Source organism: Azonexus hydrophilus (assembly GCF_038368255.1).
In the GTDB taxonomy this organism is placed as follows: Bacteria; Pseudomonadota; Gammaproteobacteria; order Burkholderiales; family Rhodocyclaceae; genus Azonexus; species Azonexus hydrophilus.
The window spans coordinates 141601-158413 of the sequence record NZ_CP151407.1; the positions used below are offsets into that span (position 1 = coordinate 141601).

The 16813-nt window shown below is 54.9% G+C and carries 15 protein-coding genes; 6 read left to right on the forward strand and 9 right to left on the reverse strand.

Annotated elements, in window-relative coordinates; translation table 11 throughout:
• Nucleotides 1-12 precede the first annotated feature (12 nt).
• From AADV58_RS17375 to radA, 5 genes are all read right to left on the reverse strand, one after another.
• Nucleotides 13-1170: a tyrosine-type recombinase/integrase gene (locus tag AADV58_RS17375; RefSeq protein ID WP_341744839.1), complete on the reverse strand. Its 1158-nt coding sequence runs from the start codon at nucleotides 1168-1170 to the stop codon at nucleotides 13-15.
• Between the two features lie 107 nt (nucleotides 1171-1277).
• Nucleotides 1278-1556 (reverse strand): HU family DNA-binding protein, encoded by a 279-nt coding sequence (locus AADV58_RS17380; RefSeq protein ID WP_341744840.1) that lies wholly within the window; start codon nucleotides 1554-1556, stop codon nucleotides 1278-1280.
• A gap of 54 nt (nucleotides 1557-1610) precedes the next feature.
• Nucleotides 1611-2126 carry a VRR-NUC domain-containing protein gene (locus AADV58_RS17385; protein WP_341744841.1) on the reverse strand — a complete coding sequence of 172 codons (516 nt, stop codon included), beginning with the start codon at nucleotides 2124-2126 and terminating at the stop codon, nucleotides 1611-1613.
• Nucleotides 2123-2992 (reverse strand): A24 family peptidase, encoded by an 870-nt coding sequence (locus tag AADV58_RS17390; RefSeq protein ID WP_341744842.1) that lies wholly within the window; start codon nucleotides 2990-2992, stop codon nucleotides 2123-2125. The genes AADV58_RS17385 and AADV58_RS17390 overlap by 4 nt, the downstream gene beginning before the upstream one ends.
• A 97-nt stretch (nucleotides 2993-3089) precedes the next feature.
• Nucleotides 3090-4454, reverse strand: a complete 1365-nt coding sequence (gene radA, locus AADV58_RS17395; protein ID WP_341744843.1) for a DNA repair protein RadA — start codon at nucleotides 4452-4454, stop codon at nucleotides 3090-3092.
• A 1235-nt stretch (nucleotides 4455-5689) separates the two neighbouring features.
• Between radA and AADV58_RS17400 the strand changes: the two genes are divergently transcribed.
• From AADV58_RS17400 to AADV58_RS17425, 6 genes are all read left to right on the forward strand, one after another.
• Nucleotides 5690-7675: a hypothetical protein gene (locus tag AADV58_RS17400; protein WP_341743068.1), complete on the forward strand. Its 1986-nt coding sequence runs from the start codon at nucleotides 5690-5692 to the stop codon at nucleotides 7673-7675.
• 12 nt (nucleotides 7676-7687) lie between these two features.
• Entirely contained in the window at nucleotides 7688-8674 is a 987-nt protein-coding gene (locus AADV58_RS17405; protein WP_341743067.1) for an ATP-binding protein, read from the forward strand.
• Nucleotides 8675-8678: 4 nt separating this feature from the next.
• Entirely contained in the window at nucleotides 8679-10229 is a 1551-nt protein-coding gene (locus tag AADV58_RS17410) for a hypothetical protein (protein WP_341743066.1), read from the forward strand.
• 350 nt (nucleotides 10230-10579) lie between these two features.
• A complete protein-coding gene (locus AADV58_RS17415) occupies nucleotides 10580-11218 on the forward strand; it encodes a TetR/AcrR family transcriptional regulator (RefSeq protein ID WP_168943193.1) in 639 nt (212 codons plus the stop codon).
• Nucleotides 11219-11268: 50 nt separating this feature from the next.
• Nucleotides 11269-12252 carry an MDR family oxidoreductase gene (locus AADV58_RS17420; RefSeq protein ID WP_168943194.1) on the forward strand — a complete coding sequence of 328 codons (984 nt, stop codon included), beginning with the start codon at nucleotides 11269-11271 and terminating at the stop codon, nucleotides 12250-12252.
• A gap of 681 nt (nucleotides 12253-12933) precedes the next feature.
• The gene (locus AADV58_RS17425; RefSeq protein WP_043387488.1) at nucleotides 12934-13416 is read left to right on the forward strand and encodes a DUF456 domain-containing protein; all 483 of its coding nucleotides are present in this window, start codon (nucleotides 12934-12936) and stop codon (nucleotides 13414-13416) included.
• A gap of 62 nt (nucleotides 13417-13478) precedes the next feature.
• Here the strand turns inward: AADV58_RS17425 and AADV58_RS17430 are convergent, their stop codons facing one another.
• Genes AADV58_RS17430 through AADV58_RS17445 form a run of 4 tightly spaced genes read right to left on the reverse strand, consistent with a single transcriptional unit; the run spans nucleotide 13479 to nucleotide 16703 of the window.
• Nucleotides 13479-13691: a hypothetical protein gene (locus tag AADV58_RS17430; RefSeq protein WP_197022696.1), complete on the reverse strand. Its 213-nt coding sequence runs from the start codon at nucleotides 13689-13691 to the stop codon at nucleotides 13479-13481.
• A gap of 60 nt (nucleotides 13692-13751) precedes the next feature.
• The gene (locus tag AADV58_RS17435; RefSeq protein ID WP_043387487.1) at nucleotides 13752-14585 is read right to left on the reverse strand and encodes a metallophosphoesterase family protein; all 834 of its coding nucleotides are present in this window, start codon (nucleotides 14583-14585) and stop codon (nucleotides 13752-13754) included.
• Complete coding sequence (locus AADV58_RS17440; protein ID WP_168943195.1) at nucleotides 14582-15622, reverse strand: diacylglycerol/lipid kinase family protein; 1041 nt, start codon at nucleotides 15620-15622, stop codon at nucleotides 14582-14584. The genes AADV58_RS17435 and AADV58_RS17440 overlap by 4 nt, the downstream gene beginning before the upstream one ends.
• Nucleotides 15615-16703 (reverse strand): DUF3616 domain-containing protein, encoded by a 1089-nt coding sequence (locus AADV58_RS17445; protein ID WP_043387482.1) that lies wholly within the window; start codon nucleotides 16701-16703, stop codon nucleotides 15615-15617. The genes AADV58_RS17440 and AADV58_RS17445 overlap by 8 nt, the downstream gene beginning before the upstream one ends.
• Nucleotides 16704-16813 lie beyond the last annotated feature (110 nt).

Consider the following 16813-nt stretch of genomic DNA (forward strand, 5'->3'; position numbering starts at 1 on the left):
AAACGGCGCCGACTATTCAGGCGCCGTTTTTTGTTTCACCCGGCTACCCTTGGCATTGATTGCCCGTAGCCGTTCCTCTTTTTCGTCGTTCAGGTAAATCGAGGTCGTTCGAATATTGCTGTGCCCCAACTGATCACGAACAGCAGAGAGCGGCACGCCATTCTTGAGCCATCGTGTGGCGGCTGTGTGTCTTAACGAGTGCGCGTGAAAGCCCTTGATTGAGCCTGCAGCAGGGTCTCCCTGCGCTTCCAGCCAAGCATCGGCCTCCTTGAACATAGACTTCCAGATAACCCCCAGTTGTCGCGAAGACAGGATTCTCATAGGTCCACGAATCGGCGCAATGATCGGTACTTCCACCTCTTTCGCGCTTGGGTAAGGCGAAAGACCTCTGTGCTCGCGGTAGCGCCGCAGCACCTCGATCGCATCGTGACTAATCGCCACGCTACGTTCCACACTCCCTTTGCCAAGAACTTCCAAAAACCAACCGTCCTCACATTGAAAGTCTGACATTCGCCCAAGTGCTTCAGAACGCCGTATCCCAGTCAGTTCATAGAAGTAGAACATGAACCGCTTGCGCTCGATGTCTGGATCACCTTCTTGCTGGGCATTGAAGTACCGATCCATGGCTTCGACCAGCCGATTCGACATGCTTTTCGGGGCGCCTTTCCTCCGCTTCTCCTTGTTGAGCGTTCTGAATGTGGATACTGGATTGCTCGCCAGGTAGCCTACTTTGACCAAGAAAGAAAACAGGCCATGAACCACCGTTATGGACTGCCGCACAGAGGAAGCGGCCATTTTTGGTTTGCTAAACGGCTTCCACTTCTTGTCGTTGAGCGGCTTTGCCGGCCCCACATGGTAAGCCGGAGGTTTTGTTAGCCACTCCCGAAACGCCACAATGTCGTCGTAGCGCATGTCGCTTACTTGGCGATGAAGAACATCAGAGCAGAAGGTTAGGAGCCGTGCGGCTTCTTTGCGATAGGAATCGAAGGTGTTCGGGTTATCGCAATGCGCCCGTAACCATGCATCGATGGCTTCGAGATCGTTGCCAGCCGGGATTTCGCATAAACGCATCGTCTCCCGATTCCGTCCCGGCTCAATCTCCATCGCCAGCGTGACGCCGTGGGGGATGAAAGTGTCAGTAGCCTGCGGCTGGGCAAGAATTTTGTTCATAGCGATAGTTTCGCAGATAGAAGGGATGCATAGTAGGCTTTCCCCATACAGAACATGGTGCCGCTGACATCCGCGTTGAGCGGATGTCGGCGGCCTCATGGGGCGTGTCAGGCGCCCTTCACCTTGTCCTTGAAGACCTTTCCGGCCTTGAAGCGCGGCGCCTTGGTAGCAGGGATCTTGATCTTGTCGCCCGTCGCCGGATTGCGGCCTTCCTTGGCGGCGCGCTCGGCGACCCCGAAGGAGCCGAAGCCGGTGATGGCAACTTCACCGCCGGCGCTGACCGTATCCACGATGGTATCGAGGACACAGGCCACCACGCGGCCGGCGACGGCCTGGGAAACCTCGGTCTTTTCGGCGATAGCTGCAATCAGTTCTTGTTTATTCATGCTGTTGATACTCCAAAAAATCGACTATCGTCGGCCAGTCGAATGCCGTGAAACTTACCCTTTCAGGTATTCATTGATCTTTGCGACAAAGAACTCAAGGGAGCGGCCAACGCTAACCAGATATCCTTGGTCGTCAAACATGTTCAGCCAATCTCTCTGCTCGGTTGTCGGTTGGCCGGTCGGGCTTTTCAGTTCCATAACGAACCCGGCCCACCGTCCCGACTTGTGCGGGATAAACAGGTCAGGGAATCCTTTCTTGGCCCCCATCGCCTTGAGCTTGCCGCCTTCGCCCGCAGAGCGCTTGCCCCCGTTTGGCACATGCACCAGCCATCGCAAAACTGGGTAGACATGCTGGTGCAACTCTGCCCACGCAACGCATTCGCGGTGCAGATCCTCTTCGGGGGATTGACGCCTTGTCGTCTTAGCCTTTCGCTGCGGAGCGGCATTTTCCGTAATAGCGGAGGGTAGGGCGGTGCCTGCGTTTATGGCACGGAACTCCGCAATGGAAATCCTGGCGCCAGTTTGAACTGGCCCAATCCCTGCTGCGTTTGCGGCAGAAATGCGGATCATAAAACCCCCATCCCGGTGATGGCAATCAATTGCTTCGGGCAAAACATTGCAACCAGCCCTGCTACTGCAAGATACGGCCCAAACGGCATCGGCTGATCCCGCTTATGCCCCTTGGCCAGCATGAAATAGACGCCGAATGCCAAACCAACGAAGGCAGACAAAATAACCACGCCGGGGAGAACCTGCCACCCCAGCCAAGCGCCAATCGCGGCCAGCAGCTTGAAGTCACCGTAACCCAAGCCTTCCACGCCGCGCAGTATTTTGAATACCCAGAAGACGACCCAAAGCGCCATGTACCCAGCAGCAGCCCCGATGACTGCAGAGGGGAGGGAGGCAAAGCCATGATTCAAGTTAAACAGCAGTCCAGCCCACAACAGCGGGAGCGTGATGTCGTCAGGCAAGAGCATGGTTTCCATGTCAATCATGGCCAACAGGATCAAAGCCCACGCGAAAGCAAGCGTTCCTGCCAGCATCCATAGATTGCCTGTTTTGCCTATCGAGTACGCCGCCCACCCGGTCACAGCACCCGTTGCCAGCATCATTAGCCACCCACTGATTTCCGCGTGCCCCCCTTTGCACTTTGCGGAAAACACAATCCAAGGGATCGACGGAATGCCAGCCTTGCATTTTCCGCATGCGAACGATCCCAAGACTGGGGCAGGGGAGATATCCCCGTTCCCTGTGTGTTCAATAATCTCCTGTTTCCACGACCATTCCATTCGGCTGGGCAGGAAACGGCCGATTATGAACAGAATGCGTCCAATAAGCCCCCCCGCCAGGGTGGCGATGGCAATAAAGATTAGTTCGCTGGCGTTCGGCATAATGGACATTGATGTTCTGATGTTCCCTATTTTCTGAATAACCACGCGTTTATTCCAATTACAGAAACGAGGGAAAAGGGCGGTTAATTAAGGCCTTCTCGACTGAACTCGACCAACTTGCAGCCGGCAATGGTATCTGGCTTTAACCCAGATCCCGAAGTTTCCGAATCGCGTCATCCAGTCGATTCACAGGAATAACCTCCAGTCCGTCGATTGGCTTTTTGGGGTTATTTCCTCCTGGCACGATGGCGGTTGTAAAACCGAGCTTGACGGCTTCCTTCAACCGTTCTTGCCCACGCGGAGCAGGGCGTATCTCCCCGGCCAACCCGACTTCGCCGAACGCCACCAGTTTTTCCGGAAGAGGGCGGTTCGTCAGGGATGACACGATCGACAGCAGTACAGCAAGGTCGGCAGCCGGCTCACTGATCTTTACCCCGCCGACCGCATTGACGAATACGTCCTGGTCGAAACAGGCAATACCTCCGTGCCGATGCAATACCGCCAATAGCATGGCCAATCGCTGCCCTTCCACGCCAACCGTTAGACGCCGTGGGTTTCCGTGCGCAGAATCGACTAGCGCTTGAATCTCAACCAACAGCGGCCGAGTGCCTTCTTGCGTAACCATCACGCAAGAGCCAGAGACGTTTTGGTTGTGCTGCGACAGGAATATCGCGGATGGATTGTTTACGCCCTTCAAGCCGTGTTCTGTCATTGCAAACACGCCCAGCTCATTGACGGCGCCAAATCGATTCTTGAAAGCGCGAATCAAGCGGAAACTGGAATTCGGATCGCCCTCAAAATAAAGCACGGTATCGACAATATGCTCCAGCACGCGTGGCCCCGCCAAAGCGCCTTCCTTGGTGACATGCCCGACCAGGATGATCGTGATCCCGGCCTGTTTGGCGAGGCGTGTCAGTTGAGCAGAGCATTCCCTGACCTGCGCCACCGACCCCGGCGCACTGGAAAGCTGATCTGACCAAAGAGTTTGGATCGAGTCGATCACCGCCACTTGCGGCGCCTCCGTTTGCAGGACGCCAAGAATTTTCTCCAGATTGATTTCTGTCAGGAGTTGCACCTTGTCTGTTTCAAGGGAAAGCCGCCGCGCCCGCATGGCCACCTGTTCAGCAGATTCCTCGCCGCTGACGTAGAGCACCTTGCTCGATGCGGACAGCAGCGATAGCGCCTGAAGCAGCAGGGTGCTCTTGCCGATCCCAGGATCGCCGCCGATCAGAACGACTCCACCGGCAACCAGGCCGCCGCCCAACGGTCGATCAAACTCCGCGATGCCAGTTGCAATACGCACCATGTCCTTCGTTTCGATATCGGACAGGTTTCGGAGTTTTGCGCCTCCTGGCGCGAGCGATTCAAAGCGACTGGCAGGCGTTGCCTTTTCGGCCACGGATTCGACCAGCGTATTCCATTGGCCGCAGCCGTCGCATTGCCCTTGCCACTTCGTACTTGTTGCACCGCATTCGGTACAAGAAAAACATAGTTTTGCTTTCGCCATTACGGACCACATCGAGGGTTGTATAGCCCTAGTGTATGGAACGAGATGTCGATTTCTACCGCGATTTGCAAAGCGTTTGCTGTTTGCGCGAATTTCGATCTCTGGTGGCATGCAACATCCAGCTTTGCGCGCATTCATGGCAATCCCGAATGCATGCTTTCTGCTTGACTTTGATGTTTCACGGTTTTTTATCGCCAGTGCCTCAAAGCCCTAATTTGCGAGGTATCAAGTGCATAGAACAGGGCTTGATCTACCAAATCCCTTGTGGCGTCGTGATCAGCTATCTCGACCTAAGCTGCGAAAGTCTCAACTTAAACTGCGACGGCGTGAAACATCGAGAGTCGGGCGAAGTGAAAATTGAGCTGCATGGCAATGGCATTTTTGCGTCGTGGCAAGAGCTTGCATTCTTGAACTCAAGTAGTTCTGCAGTTCCGGTGGAAAATTTACTTCTCTACTTTGGAAGTAATACTTTCTCTATTCGACCGACTGATCTAATATTTCCACATTGCAGCCGTAGCACCTTTCGGTATTTTTCACTGATTAGGAGTTGCGCATGGCGGGAGTTGGAAGGTCACCCAGATCATCGCTCAGACGGTCAATCCCTGATGCCTATCGGGCCCGAGGACATCGCGTAAGCAATCTTTGGCTTGTTTATAGCCCGAAGACGGATAGAGATTGGCTCCTTCCAAGCGATCGGCAACTAGTTCATTGGCTAGTTTTTCTTGAGTCTAATCGCGAGGTGTTGTCATTCGATTTGGCTCCTGAACCGGTTATCTCTCATGACGCCAAAGAGCCCCGGGCAACAGAGTTAGACGCAATAGCAATTTACCGTGACAGGCATGTGGAGTGGCATGAGGTCAAAGCTGGTACAACCCTCCAAGAAACTGATCGTTCTCAGTTTCAAGCTCAGGTTACCGCTGCACGCGAGGCAGGTGCCGCGTACCGAATTATAAACGATGAGGATCTCGGTCCGAACGCAAGGCTAGCAATGCGATGGCTTAAAGCCATTGGTTTTGCGGCAGCTATTCGGGGGCAAGAGCATGCTCCATGCCGTTCAGCTCTCGTCGCATACCTGAACAACAAAAAAAACGGTTACGTCAGATTGATAGTTTCCGAACTGCAAGCTTTCGATTCCTCTGTTGTTCTTGGAATGTTGGTACGCCTGTCTATCTCGGGGATAGTCTATTTGAACCTGGAAGATCGGTCATTTGGGTTGGGTACCAATTGGAGGCTTTATGGCGAGTAATCGTTGGAGCCGTGCCGAAGCGACAGGTTTCCCTCCAATTGCTACTTGGCCAACGGTTGAAATCAGTTTACTTGATTCGCGCTCAGCAGAGTTGTTTGAGGCGAAGGTTATGGCTGTAACGCTTTATCTCACTGGCGTTCCAACTGGTGAGATACAAGAGCGAACCGGAATTCCTCGCTGGGATCTTCCTCGTATGGTCAAGCGCTGCTTGGAACTTGCTTCAGATGGCCAAATATTGGGCTTCCGAGCACTCATTCCATATGTGAGGGTTGTTCCTTATACTCGGAAGAAGGAGGTGCAAGCAAAGCGCCCTCAACAAAAAGCGGGGCATTCAGGAGCTCTAGGCGCCTTGCTCTCCAGGTTCCCAAAGATTAATGACGAACTTGTGCTGCTCATCAAAAAGGAAGCAAAAACCAAGAAAATTAATGAGCAAAAAATTCGCGCTATTACACTGCACCACATCTTTCTCGACTATCTGCGAGAACATGGTGTAACAAAAACTGAATGGCCGTTTAACACCTTGTACCTTGGGATTAGATCAATTCAGAGTTTCATGAAAGATGTGCTTAATGCTAATTTCGGCAGAGGCGTCTATGCCAGAGAAGAAAAGGCAGCAAAAGCCCATCTCGCGGTAGGCAAGGGCGTTGAGCCTCTATTAGCCTTCGATGAACCCTTCGACGCAGTTGAAATTGATGCGTACTCGATCAATGCATTCTTCACTGTTCTATTTGCAACTCCCGAAGGTACAGAAACTGAGGTCTTGTTAGACCGCATGTGGCTCATTGCCGCCATAGATAGGGCTTCAACGGCAGTGCTGGCTTATTCAATTGTATATAGCAGCGAGGTCAGCGCAGATGATGTTGTACATGTAATCAGGAATGCTGTCGGCAAAAAGTGGGAACCGAAAAATCTCACCATTTCCGGATTGGAGTACCCGGCGAGCGCAGGCCTGCCTAGTGGTGTAATTCCAGAGTGTTTTGGGGCAAATTGGGGGTGCCTATTATTAGATGGTGCATTGGCACATCTTGCAAAATCTGTCAGAGAGTCTGCTAGGCGTTCCCTTGGTTTCGCATTAAATTGGGGACCGGTAGGGCATTTCGAGCGGCGTCCGAACGTCGAACGACTATTTAAAAGTATCTCTGACGATATATTTCGCCGGCTTCCGTCTACTACGGGTGCCAATCCTGGGACAGGGAGGGCAGATAAGGCCGAAGAGAAGGCCGTCCGCTACAAAATCCGTGCAAAAGATGCTGAAGAGTTTGTCGATGTATATTTTGCGCAATTTAACGCGACTCCTAGTGCTGGGATTTCCTATCTTTCTCCGCTTGAGTTCATTCGATATTTTACGGAGAGTGAGGAGGCACATTTCTTGGCCCGACATCTACCCAAACCGGTCACTGCGAGCCCCATTATTCCATGCTTTAAGGAATGCGTTGTTCGTGGAGGTATGCGTACCGGAAGGCGCCCTTATGTTCAGATAGACCAAGTTCGCTATACGAGTTACCTGCTTGGTGAGACTGCGGCTCTAATTGGAAAGAAAATTACGGTCGACATTGACGAGGAGGATATGCGTCAAGTAAAGGCATTTCTCCCAAATGGTGCTGAATTAGGATTCCTTAAGGCAAGTGGAAGGTGGTCACAAACAAAACACAGCCGAAAAACCAGAAAGGCAATCAATAGTCTGATTCACCGAAGAATATTAGTTTTGTCCGAATTCGATGACCCAGTACAGGCGTATCTTCGGTATCTTTCGCTGCCGAAAAAAAAGGCGGGGGTTTCAACACCTACCCCGCCACCAAGTAAAGCAATGGAAGCAGTACGAGTCAGTCGTGAAGGCGAACTGCCATTACTTATAGAGCCGACAAAGAGTGGCACTGATAGTTTTTTGGGAAGCCGTTCAAGGACGAGCGAAGCGTCAGCATTAATGGATGCCCCCGCGCTAGATCTCAATCTGTTGGTCAATCGAAAGCGCTAATCGGAGGAACGAATGGCGACTATTACGGTACCGCGAGAGTTGAACTTGTCTGACGACCAAAGAGTTGACATGCTCAACGAGCATCCAATTATCATAAAAGATTATACCGTCCTTACGCCGATGATTAGCAAGACCTATAGTCTGGTGCGCGAGCGGGTCTGGACACGGAGAACAGGGGCATTTCTATATTCCCGGCCACGCATGGGGAAAACTCGCTGTGCGGCAGTTTTACAGCGCCTTCTGTCTATCGAGTTTCCCAATGTACACATTACTAGGCTTAGCGCTGATCAGCGTAGAACATCATCTGACACTGGCTTGGTTTCTGATTTGCTTGACGCAGAAGGATTGGTCGTAAAAAAACGGCAAACATACAAGGAGATGCTTTCCCACTTGCTCGTTCACATACGTACCGCTGTGAGTGCACGAGCAGGCAAACAATTTGTGTTATTGATCGATGAAATGCAAATGCTGTCCGAAGCAGATCTCCGAGTTCTATTGGTATTGCACAATCGGCTTGAAATGTCTGATATCGCAATGACCACTATCGGATTTGCACAGCCAGAAATTCTGGAAACACGATCAGCTCTATTAACCACCAAGTCCTTCAATTTGATCGCACGTTTTCTGAGCGAACCAATACCTTTTGACGGATGTGCCGGACGAGAGGACTTGTCGACGATTTTGGTGGCCTACGATAATGAAAAGCGATTTCCAGAAGATAGCACTTGGACCTATACACGTTTTTTTCTTCCCGAGGCATACGAGTCCGGATTTAGGCTTAAGGACTACACACCTATTATCTGGCCTGCTTTGATAGAGGCCTCCAAGTCTCTAGGGACAGGAACTGTTCCCATGGAGCACCTCACAAGAACCGTGGAGTACTTGTTACTTTCAAATCGAAAGAAAGATGCAGCAACATTTCGGCTAAACGACGACATGGTAAGCGCTGCCGTAGCTTCAAGTAATTTGGCGGAATTCTGCGGATTAATGTCGCAATAGCGGCTTGTTGAACTCTGATGCTGATTTTTTCCAGAACGCTATGCACGAGAGACTAACTTGGCATCCGTTTGATCCGGCTCCTTATGAATCGGCTTGGAGCATTTTTTGCAAGCTTATCGCCCTAAACTTTTGCAAACCGGCTGATATTGCAAATGCAATAAGGAGGAGTGGGGGGGCAGAATTAATATCTCTTGCATTTCGCGATTGTGACTGGATTGATTTTGATCGTTTTAGTGAATTAACTGGGGTGGCGTCGAATCGGCTTAAGGCTGGTTTTCTGCAAGAGTTGGGCTTCCCGGTATTTCCGCCTCGCTTTCGTGCCGAAGGAGTTCGGTTTTGTCCAGAATGTTTAAAATTTGGCTATCACTGCAGTCTTTTCGATCTGGCTCTGGTTACAGAATGCCCAATACACAAAAAGACGCTCCAAAAAGGATGTGCCGTTTGTTATAAGGCTGTTGCAAAAAACGGGCTTGTTCGCGAATTATCTCCTCATAGAATTAATGGTGGTGTTATTCACGATTCTGCATGGAGGTCGGATATCTACACTTCGAAATGCGGGCATCTCTATTTCGATCCAGAGAAGGTACTCGGGATCAGTCGTTTTGATTTCAATCAGCGGCGCGAAGTGAATACGGCTTGTGAGGAATTCATGAAGTGGTGGAGAAAAGCATTTACGAGTTCGAAAGCTTCACCTGGCCTAATAGCAAGATTGGCACAAACGACTTTCGAAGAGCGGGATGAAAGCGCCCTTAGGTTAATCATGGATATTTCCCAAAAATTGGCAGGCAAATGCCCGTGGCCTACTTCGATAGCTCCTTCAGACGCAAGCTGGGTTACCTTACGGCGTACACAATTAAATCCAAGCAGCGGAAGTCATTCAATCGAATTTAATAGTGATCTAGGGAAAATATACCGATCTGTTAGGCGCCATATATTTAAAAAATACATTCAGCCATCGCATTTGATCTGTTGGCGGGAAATAGCAGCATATGATCGTGAAATGTCTAGGGAAATCAACAGTCAAAGTATTTGTGTTATGGTTCTAGCCTTCATGTCTTGGCGCATGAGCATCGAAGGATTTTCAAATATTGAAGCTTTTGGCGTAAAGAGGCCATACCACACGAATCTATTTTCATTTAACTTCGTCGAAAATACGGCAACAGAACTTGCCAACTTTTGGTACGCGCAATTTTTCGCTATTCTCGGCTGGATTGAAGATAAGTTTAAAGCTGGAGGAAATTTTTATATAGAAAGATTCGATAGGGTACCCAGATTCGTCGGAAGTGCGGAGTTTGTGCCTGATATTGAGCAGGGATCCAATAGCGGGACTTGGTACATTGTCTTTCCTAGTAAAGATCGGGCGACAAGCATCGCTGCAAAATGTTGTAAAGATAGAACCAGAGGTGACGAATTGATGCTTGATGCAAGTGCCGCCAATCAGAGGTTCAGTTGGGAGTGGAACGACTATAATTCGAGTTTCAACAGGCATAATGCACTGTTCCGGATCATAGATGAGGCGAGCTTTGCTAGAACTTACACACACCTGTATGTATAGTGAGCCTGAATATTAGAGGCCACACTATAAAAATTTGGATAAGAGGAATAATGTCAAACGAAGTGGAGCAGGGGAGTAGTGGCAATTCCCGCTCGTCGGCCAATCCGGCCATTGCCCCATTGGCTGGTGTCAGACAGCAATCTAGCGCATACCTGCCGTTCAGCGTCTAATGGCCCCGAACGGCAGCTTCTTCATCTGGTGAATACGTACTCGACCCTGAGCTGACATTCGTCTTTCGGGAAGCTACGGTAGCAATCGCCTCGTTGCGGCCGTTCGAGTCTCGTTGATTCCAAGGGCGTGATGAGAGGGAGGGCTTGTATTAAATGAGACGACCGGTCTAAAATGTGCGCATGGACATACAGCATTCCCAGCTCCGCAAACGTGGCCGCCCGCCAAAGCGGCCCGAAGACACGCTCGAAACGCGCGAGCTCCTGCTTCGCGCCGGGCTTGAGGTGCTCACCGAGAAGGGGTTCGCGGCGACGGGCATCGACGAAGTGCTCAAGCGGGTTGGCGTACCGAAGGGTTCCTTCTATCACTACTTCGATAGCAAGGAAGCTTTCGGGGCTGCGCTGATAGATCGTTACGCGAGCTACTTTGTCCGCAAGCTGGAGCGCCATTTCATTGACGAATCAATGACACCACTCGATCGCCTGAGGGCGTTTGTCGACGACGCACAAGCCGGCATGGCGCGGCACGATTTCCGCCGCGGCTGCCTGATCGGTAATCTCGGTCAGGAGATGGCGGCCCTGCCGGAGAGCTTTCGGGCGCTTCTCAACGCCGTGTTTGACGACTGGGAGCGACGCCTTGCCCGTTGTCTCGAAGCGGCGCAACGGGACGGTCAGATTCCTGCCGCGGTTGATTGCACGCAACAAGCCAGCTTTTTCTGGATCGGCTGGGAAGGCGCGGTCTTGCGCGCCAAACTTGAACGTAGTGCCAAACCGCTCGATATCTTTGCACGGGGATTTTTCACCGGGCTGCAGTGGGCCTAATTTTTTTGACTTTTTATAGACGACCGGTCTAAATCATAGAGGAGATGAACATGTTCAAAGGCATTCTGATCGAGAAGGATGACGCCGGCTATCGCGCCAATCTCAAGGACATCGACGATGCGCAGTTGCCCGAGGGCGAAGTCACCGTCCGCGTCAGTCACTCGACGCTCAACTACAAGGACGGTCTTGCCATCACCGGCAAGGGGCCGGTGGTTCGACGCTTCCCGATGGTGCCGGGCATCGATCTGGTCGGCACCATCGAATCGAGCACCCACGCCGATTACCAGCCGGGCGACAGCGTGCTGCTGAACGGCTGGGGCGTCGGCGAGGGACACTGGGGCGGGCTCGCCCAGAAGGCACGGCTCAAGGGCGACTGGCTGGTTCCGCTGCCCAAGCAGTTTTCGCCGCAGCAGGCCATGGCGATCGGCACCGCCGGTTATACCGCCATGCTGTGCGTGCTGGCGCTGGAGCGCCACGGGGTGATGCCGGCGCACGGGGAAATCCTCGTTTCCGGCGCTGCCGGTGGCGTCGGCAGCGTGGCAACTACCGTCTTGGCGAAGCTTGGTTATACGGTGGTAGCGGTCAGCGGACGGACCGAGGAAGCCGATTACCTGAAACGACTGGGCGCAAGCGAAGTGCTCAATCGCGCGGAATTCTCGTCGCCGGGCAAACCGCTGGGCAAGGAACGTTGGGGCGGCGCCGTCGATGTCGTCGGCAGTCACACCCTGGCAAACATCTGCGCCACCACCAAGTATCGCGGCGTGGTAACGGCATGCGGGCTGGCCGGCGGGATGGATTTTCCGGCGACGGTCGCGCCGTTCATCCTTCGTGGCGTGACGCTGGCCGGTATTGACAGCGTGATGTGCCCGCGGCCGGATCGCCTTGAGGCTTGGCGTCGCCTAGGCATCGATCTCGATGTTTCCAAGCTGGAGATGATCAGCACCGAGATTTCGCTTGCTGATGCCATTCCGACAGCTGCGAAGCTCATCGACGGTAAAATTCGCGGCCGCGTGATCGTTGACGTCAATCGATAAGTGTTGGTGACTCGCCGTAGCAGTCAAACTGTTTGACCATGTGCCCCAGGTCGGCATAGGTCAAATTGTAGTAATAGGCTGCCCGGCGGGTTTCTACATTGACCTGCCCTAGTGTGTCCATACTAGAGCGATGGGTGACTGACCGATTCAGGTTCGTCGCATACGTTGGCTCCAGTTAGCCCTTGGGCCGCTTCTGGCCGGCAGTGTGAGTAGGCGCCCTTGCCCGTAAGCCGACGTTCGCCGAAGCTCAGATCTTTCAATGGCTGCAATGCGGCACATGCGCAACTGAGTACATCCGGCCATCAAGAGAAGCTCGTCCGGAATGCCAGTCAGACAGCAACAGACTGACAGCGGACATTCGGGTTTCGTGGCCCGGGGAATCCTGGTCGGGCACTGCGGACCGTGGGTCTGCGCTCCAACTCGGTCGGCTATGCGTCGGTTACCGGCCAGTCAGTTGCTGATGGAGGGTGTCAGTTTAGGCCATAGCCCGAACCGACCCACAAGAGACATTCATCGTATCGGCGATCCGGCGGAAGGTTTCTGAGCGTAGCAGTCGCACTGAGTGATCGCTGGCTGTAAGCTACTCAGCCAATCTCGTCATACAGGCCAACACTTGAAGTTCAATCAGACACACCCACATGAAAGTCGATACGCGCTCTATTTTGACCTCGAGGGCCGATCTTGGTAATTACCTTTTTATGGATATTGTGTGTTGCCTTGATTTTGCTGGGTTTGGCGGGCACCGTGCTGCCCGTGCTGCCAGGCACCGTGTTGGTTTGGGGCGGCATTGTGCTGGGGGCTTGGATAGACGACTTCGCTCGTGTCGGCATGACCACCGTGGTGGTGGTCAGTGTGCTGGCGTTATTGGCCTGGGGTTTGGAGTATGTAGCCGGGCTCATGGGAGCCAAAAAAGCCGGCGCCAGCAAACTGGCCCTGATGGGCGCAGCGGTGGGCACGGTACTCGGTCTTTTCATGGGCTTGGTGGGCGTGCTCTTCATGCCTTTGGTCGGCGCCGCCGTTGGCGAGTACTTGGCACGAAAAGACCATGCACGCGCTGTCAAAGTCGGCATTGCCACATGGGTAGGGATCATGGTGGGGCTCATCGCCAAAGTCGTGCTGGCTTTCACTATGGTGGGTATTTTCGGCGCGGCCTTGCTGATTTGAAAATACAAAGGCGCGTCAAGACCAGGCGAGTGATCAGGGCTGGGAAGTTTGAAGCGGGTCGTTCAGTGCAGTAGTGTTACGAGTAATACCAGCACCCCAAGGCCCAGATTGATCGCAACCCAGTTGCGGGTCTGTGCCAGGGCCGCACCACCCGCGACCCAATCAAACGCCGCAACGGCAAGGCTTAGCCTCTTGTAAAGCACAACGCGGATGTGCATGAAGATTGCCACTATCGCGATGCCGATCACCGCCATGAGGGTCCAGGCCAGCGGCATCTCGAAGCTGCTACCCGACTGCACCACCTGCGTAGTGATGCGGGTGGTGGCTGCGTGCGATCAGGCGCGTTCTGGCAGTACGGGGGTGACTGAGGTGCGGATAAAGACCTGATCGCGGGGCGCAAAGTCCCACTGCTCGATAAGGCAGAACACCCCCTTTTCGGCCCCGGCCTGCGCCAGATCGCCAGGTGCACCGACTGCCTCGCCCCAGCGCAGGATATTCACCGAGTTGGGCGCTTCGGGGCGAGTACGCGACGAAATGGCGGTACCAGCCTGAAGCACTGAAAGTCGTCGGGACAGGCCATGCACCGCCAGCGTGTAGGGCAGATGTATGTGCCCACCCAGGACGAGGTCAGCCCCGGCCGCCGACCAGGCGTGCAGCGCGGCTTCGTGGCCGCGCAGCAGATTGACGCGTTCTTCTGCCTGAGCCACCGCCGCCGGCTGGTGCACCACCACCAGACGCAACTGCTGCGGGCTGGCCGCATTCAACAGCTTGGCCACGCGCTCAATCTGCACCGAGGACACTTCTCCGTTCTTGTGCCGCCAGGCGCGCGTGGTGTTAACACCGATAACCAGCAGATCGGACGATGCGTGCACGGGTTCGAGATTGCCCCCGAAAGCCTTGGTGTAGCGCGCATAGGGGCTGGTCAGCCGTGACCACAGATCGAACAGCGCAATGTCGTGGTTGCCCGGCACGGCCAGAAGCGGAGCGCCTAACCGGTCGACGAAAGCCTTTGCAGCACGGAACTGGCTGGGCCGTGCGCGCTGCGTGATGTCGCCCGAGAGCACCACCAGATCGGGATGCTGCTGCGCAGCCAGCGCGACAAGTGCGTCGACCACCGGCGGCAGTTCAGTACCGAAATGCGTATCGGAAATATGCAGCACGACACTCATGCCGGAAACTCCGAGCCGGTCGCCGTGGCAGCCTGATCAGGGTTTTGCAGCAGGTACAAGGGCTTTTCCAGCACACGAATGTCGATCGGTGCGCGCATGCGTGCCACTTCGCCATCGAACGCGACCACGAGTTCAGTGTGGTCGGTACACAGAGTAGGTTTGACCACCATGTGCTTGAACTCGAAGCTTTCCACGCCGGCGGCTTCGCCCAGCCGGCCCATCGCTCCGTGCAGCATCAGCTTGAGCATCGACAGCGTGCCAATGGGCCGTAGCATCAGCGCGGCCATGCTGCCATCGCCGGGGGTGCCGGCGATGGTGTCTTCCGGTTCGGCGCCGAACTGTTGCAGTTGCAGCCGGTTGTTGCCGACGAACAGCGTCAGCGTCTGTACATCGCGGACCGCCGAACCCGTCTCGATGTGCAGGCGCAAGCGGCGCTGTGCGCGCAGCAGCGTCGCCCCGGCCGCGACGAACGCCACCCAGCGGCTGCGGCCAAAGCGGGCTTTGTAGGCTTCGCGGTCCTGCAATAGTTCGGGGTAGATCCCCAGGCTGGCATTGACCAGGAAGATGCGCTCGTTGATGGCACCCACCTGCACCGGCACCGGGCGCGCCTGCAGCACCTGCCGGGCCGCAGCTGCCGGCTCGGTGGCAATGCCGTGTGTCCGGGCAAAGTAATTGAAGGTGCCGTAGGGAATGACCCCCATGGCGCAGCCGGCGGCGTGCGCAGCCTGGGCCACTGTATTGAGGCTGCCATCGCCACCTACGGCGATCACCGCCGTATCCCGCGCCACCGCCATTTTGGCGGCCTCGCCCGCTACCTGTGCCAGATCGGCAGGCTGGCAACTCAACAGTTCGCCCTTTCGTCCATGTGCTGCGAGTGCCGACTGGATTACCGTACGCTTGGCCTCGAGGTCGAAAGCCCCAGCGGCAGCGTTGATCACGAACAGTAGCGTTGCCTCAGGGTCGATGCTCGGGGGCGGCAGCGCATCGCGCTGGGGGCTGCCGGCTGATATCGGTCGGGGCTGGCACCTATCAGTCATGCCGCAGCAGATCGCCGAAGACCGTGTACTCGCCATCCTGGCGATCCATGCCGGGCGCGTCGTAGAGTACCAGCCAGTGAGGCGTGCGGCCGGCGATCGCTAGCGGCAGGGCACAGATCGCTTCGGCCCGGTTCGTACCATGGCCGTGGGGTAGCGAAACCGATTCGGTCAGCACCGTTTCGAAACGCACCGGTTCCCGGTTGGCGCTGATTGTGGCTCGGGCGAATGGCCATTTGAAGACACGGATATCACCATTGAGCACCATTGTCGGACCGGCCAGGATGTAAAGATCGTCACCGGAGAAATGCAGGTCGCGCACGCCCAGGCCGTCAAGTTGCAGGAAATGTTTGCGCAGCAGCGTGCCGCTCTCGTCAAGGGGTACCAGGCGGAGTTGATCCCGATGCGCCTCGACTGCGATTTCGAGCAACGCCGACCAGCCGCGCAGCACCGGGCCACGCAGGCCGAGCAGCAGCCGCTGTCCGTCCACCGCCAGACCTTCGATGTCAAAGCCGTTGTCCTTGCCCGGGATCGCCATGTAGGGGCCAAAGTGGGGATCGTCGGCCAGGATGCGGGTGAGCAGGTTCGCCTGCGCATCGCCTTTGAGCCGCAGTGCCTGGCGGCCGTCTTGAGCCTGACGTACCAGGCAGGGCTCACCCTTAGCATCGGGCTCGATGGGCAGACATGCCAGCAGGCGGCGATTGGCGTCGAGCGTCACTTTTGCCAGCCGTTTGGCGTTGTCGGCGTGACCTCGGTCCGGCTTGATGTTCTTGCGCTTGAGGCCATGCGAACCAACCACCCAGAGGTAGCCATCGGCCACCGCCATGCCTTCCAGGTCGGCCTCATCATCGTCTGCACCGGGCAGGTCCAGCAGCTCAGCCAGCGGAAAATCGCGGACTTCGCCAAAATGCAAGGACTCGCCGCCTACGGCGTCAAGGCGGCGCAGGCGATCCAGACCACTGGCTTCGTCGCCTGCCACCCAGAGCCAATCGCCGGTGAAGGCTGCTCCCGACAGGTTGTTATGAACCAGGGAGTCAGGTGCGAACTCAAGACGAACGGCATTCGGGATTCGGGTTTTGGGCATGGGATGGGGTTTCTGGAAAAGATGTTGCGTTGGTCGCCCTACTGATTGACAAGTGCCATCTTCGGTTGGCTTATTCGTCAGCTGCGGGGTGCGATTTGACCACTCACGGG

Excerpts from the sequence above, each read along its gene's own strand:
- AADV58_RS17375 (WP_341744839.1), bottom strand. The coding sequence starts at position 1,170 with ATGAACAAAATTCTTGCCCAGCCGCAGGCTACTGACACTTTCATCCCC.
- AADV58_RS17380 (WP_341744840.1), bottom strand. The coding sequence starts at position 1,556 with ATGAATAAACAAGAACTGATTGCAGCTATCGCCGAAAAGACCGAGGTT.
- AADV58_RS17385 (WP_341744841.1), bottom strand. The coding sequence starts at position 2,126 with ATGATCCGCATTTCTGCCGCAAACGCAGCAGGGATTGGGCCAGTTCAA.
- radA (WP_341744843.1), bottom strand. The coding sequence starts at position 4,454 with ATGGCGAAAGCAAAACTATGTTTTTCTTGTACCGAATGCGGTGCAACA.
- AADV58_RS17400 (WP_341743068.1), top strand. The coding sequence starts at position 5,690 with ATGGCGAGTAATCGTTGGAGCCGTGCCGAAGCGACAGGTTTCCCTCCA.
- AADV58_RS17405 (WP_341743067.1), top strand. The coding sequence starts at position 7,688 with ATGGCGACTATTACGGTACCGCGAGAGTTGAACTTGTCTGACGACCAA.
- AADV58_RS17415 (WP_168943193.1), top strand. The coding sequence starts at position 10,580 with ATGGACATACAGCATTCCCAGCTCCGCAAACGTGGCCGCCCGCCAAAG.
- AADV58_RS17420 (WP_168943194.1), top strand. The coding sequence starts at position 11,269 with ATGTTCAAAGGCATTCTGATCGAGAAGGATGACGCCGGCTATCGCGCC.
- AADV58_RS17430 (WP_197022696.1), bottom strand. The coding sequence starts at position 13,691 with ATGCCGCTGGCCTGGACCCTCATGGCGGTGATCGGCATCGCGATAGTG.
- AADV58_RS17435 (WP_043387487.1), bottom strand. The coding sequence starts at position 14,585 with ATGAGTGTCGTGCTGCATATTTCCGATACGCATTTCGGTACTGAACTG.
- AADV58_RS17440 (WP_168943195.1), bottom strand. The coding sequence starts at position 15,622 with ATGACTGATAGGTGCCAGCCCCGACCGATATCAGCCGGCAGCCCCCAG.
- AADV58_RS17445 (WP_043387482.1), bottom strand. The coding sequence starts at position 16,703 with ATGCCCAAAACCCGAATCCCGAATGCCGTTCGTCTTGAGTTCGCACCT.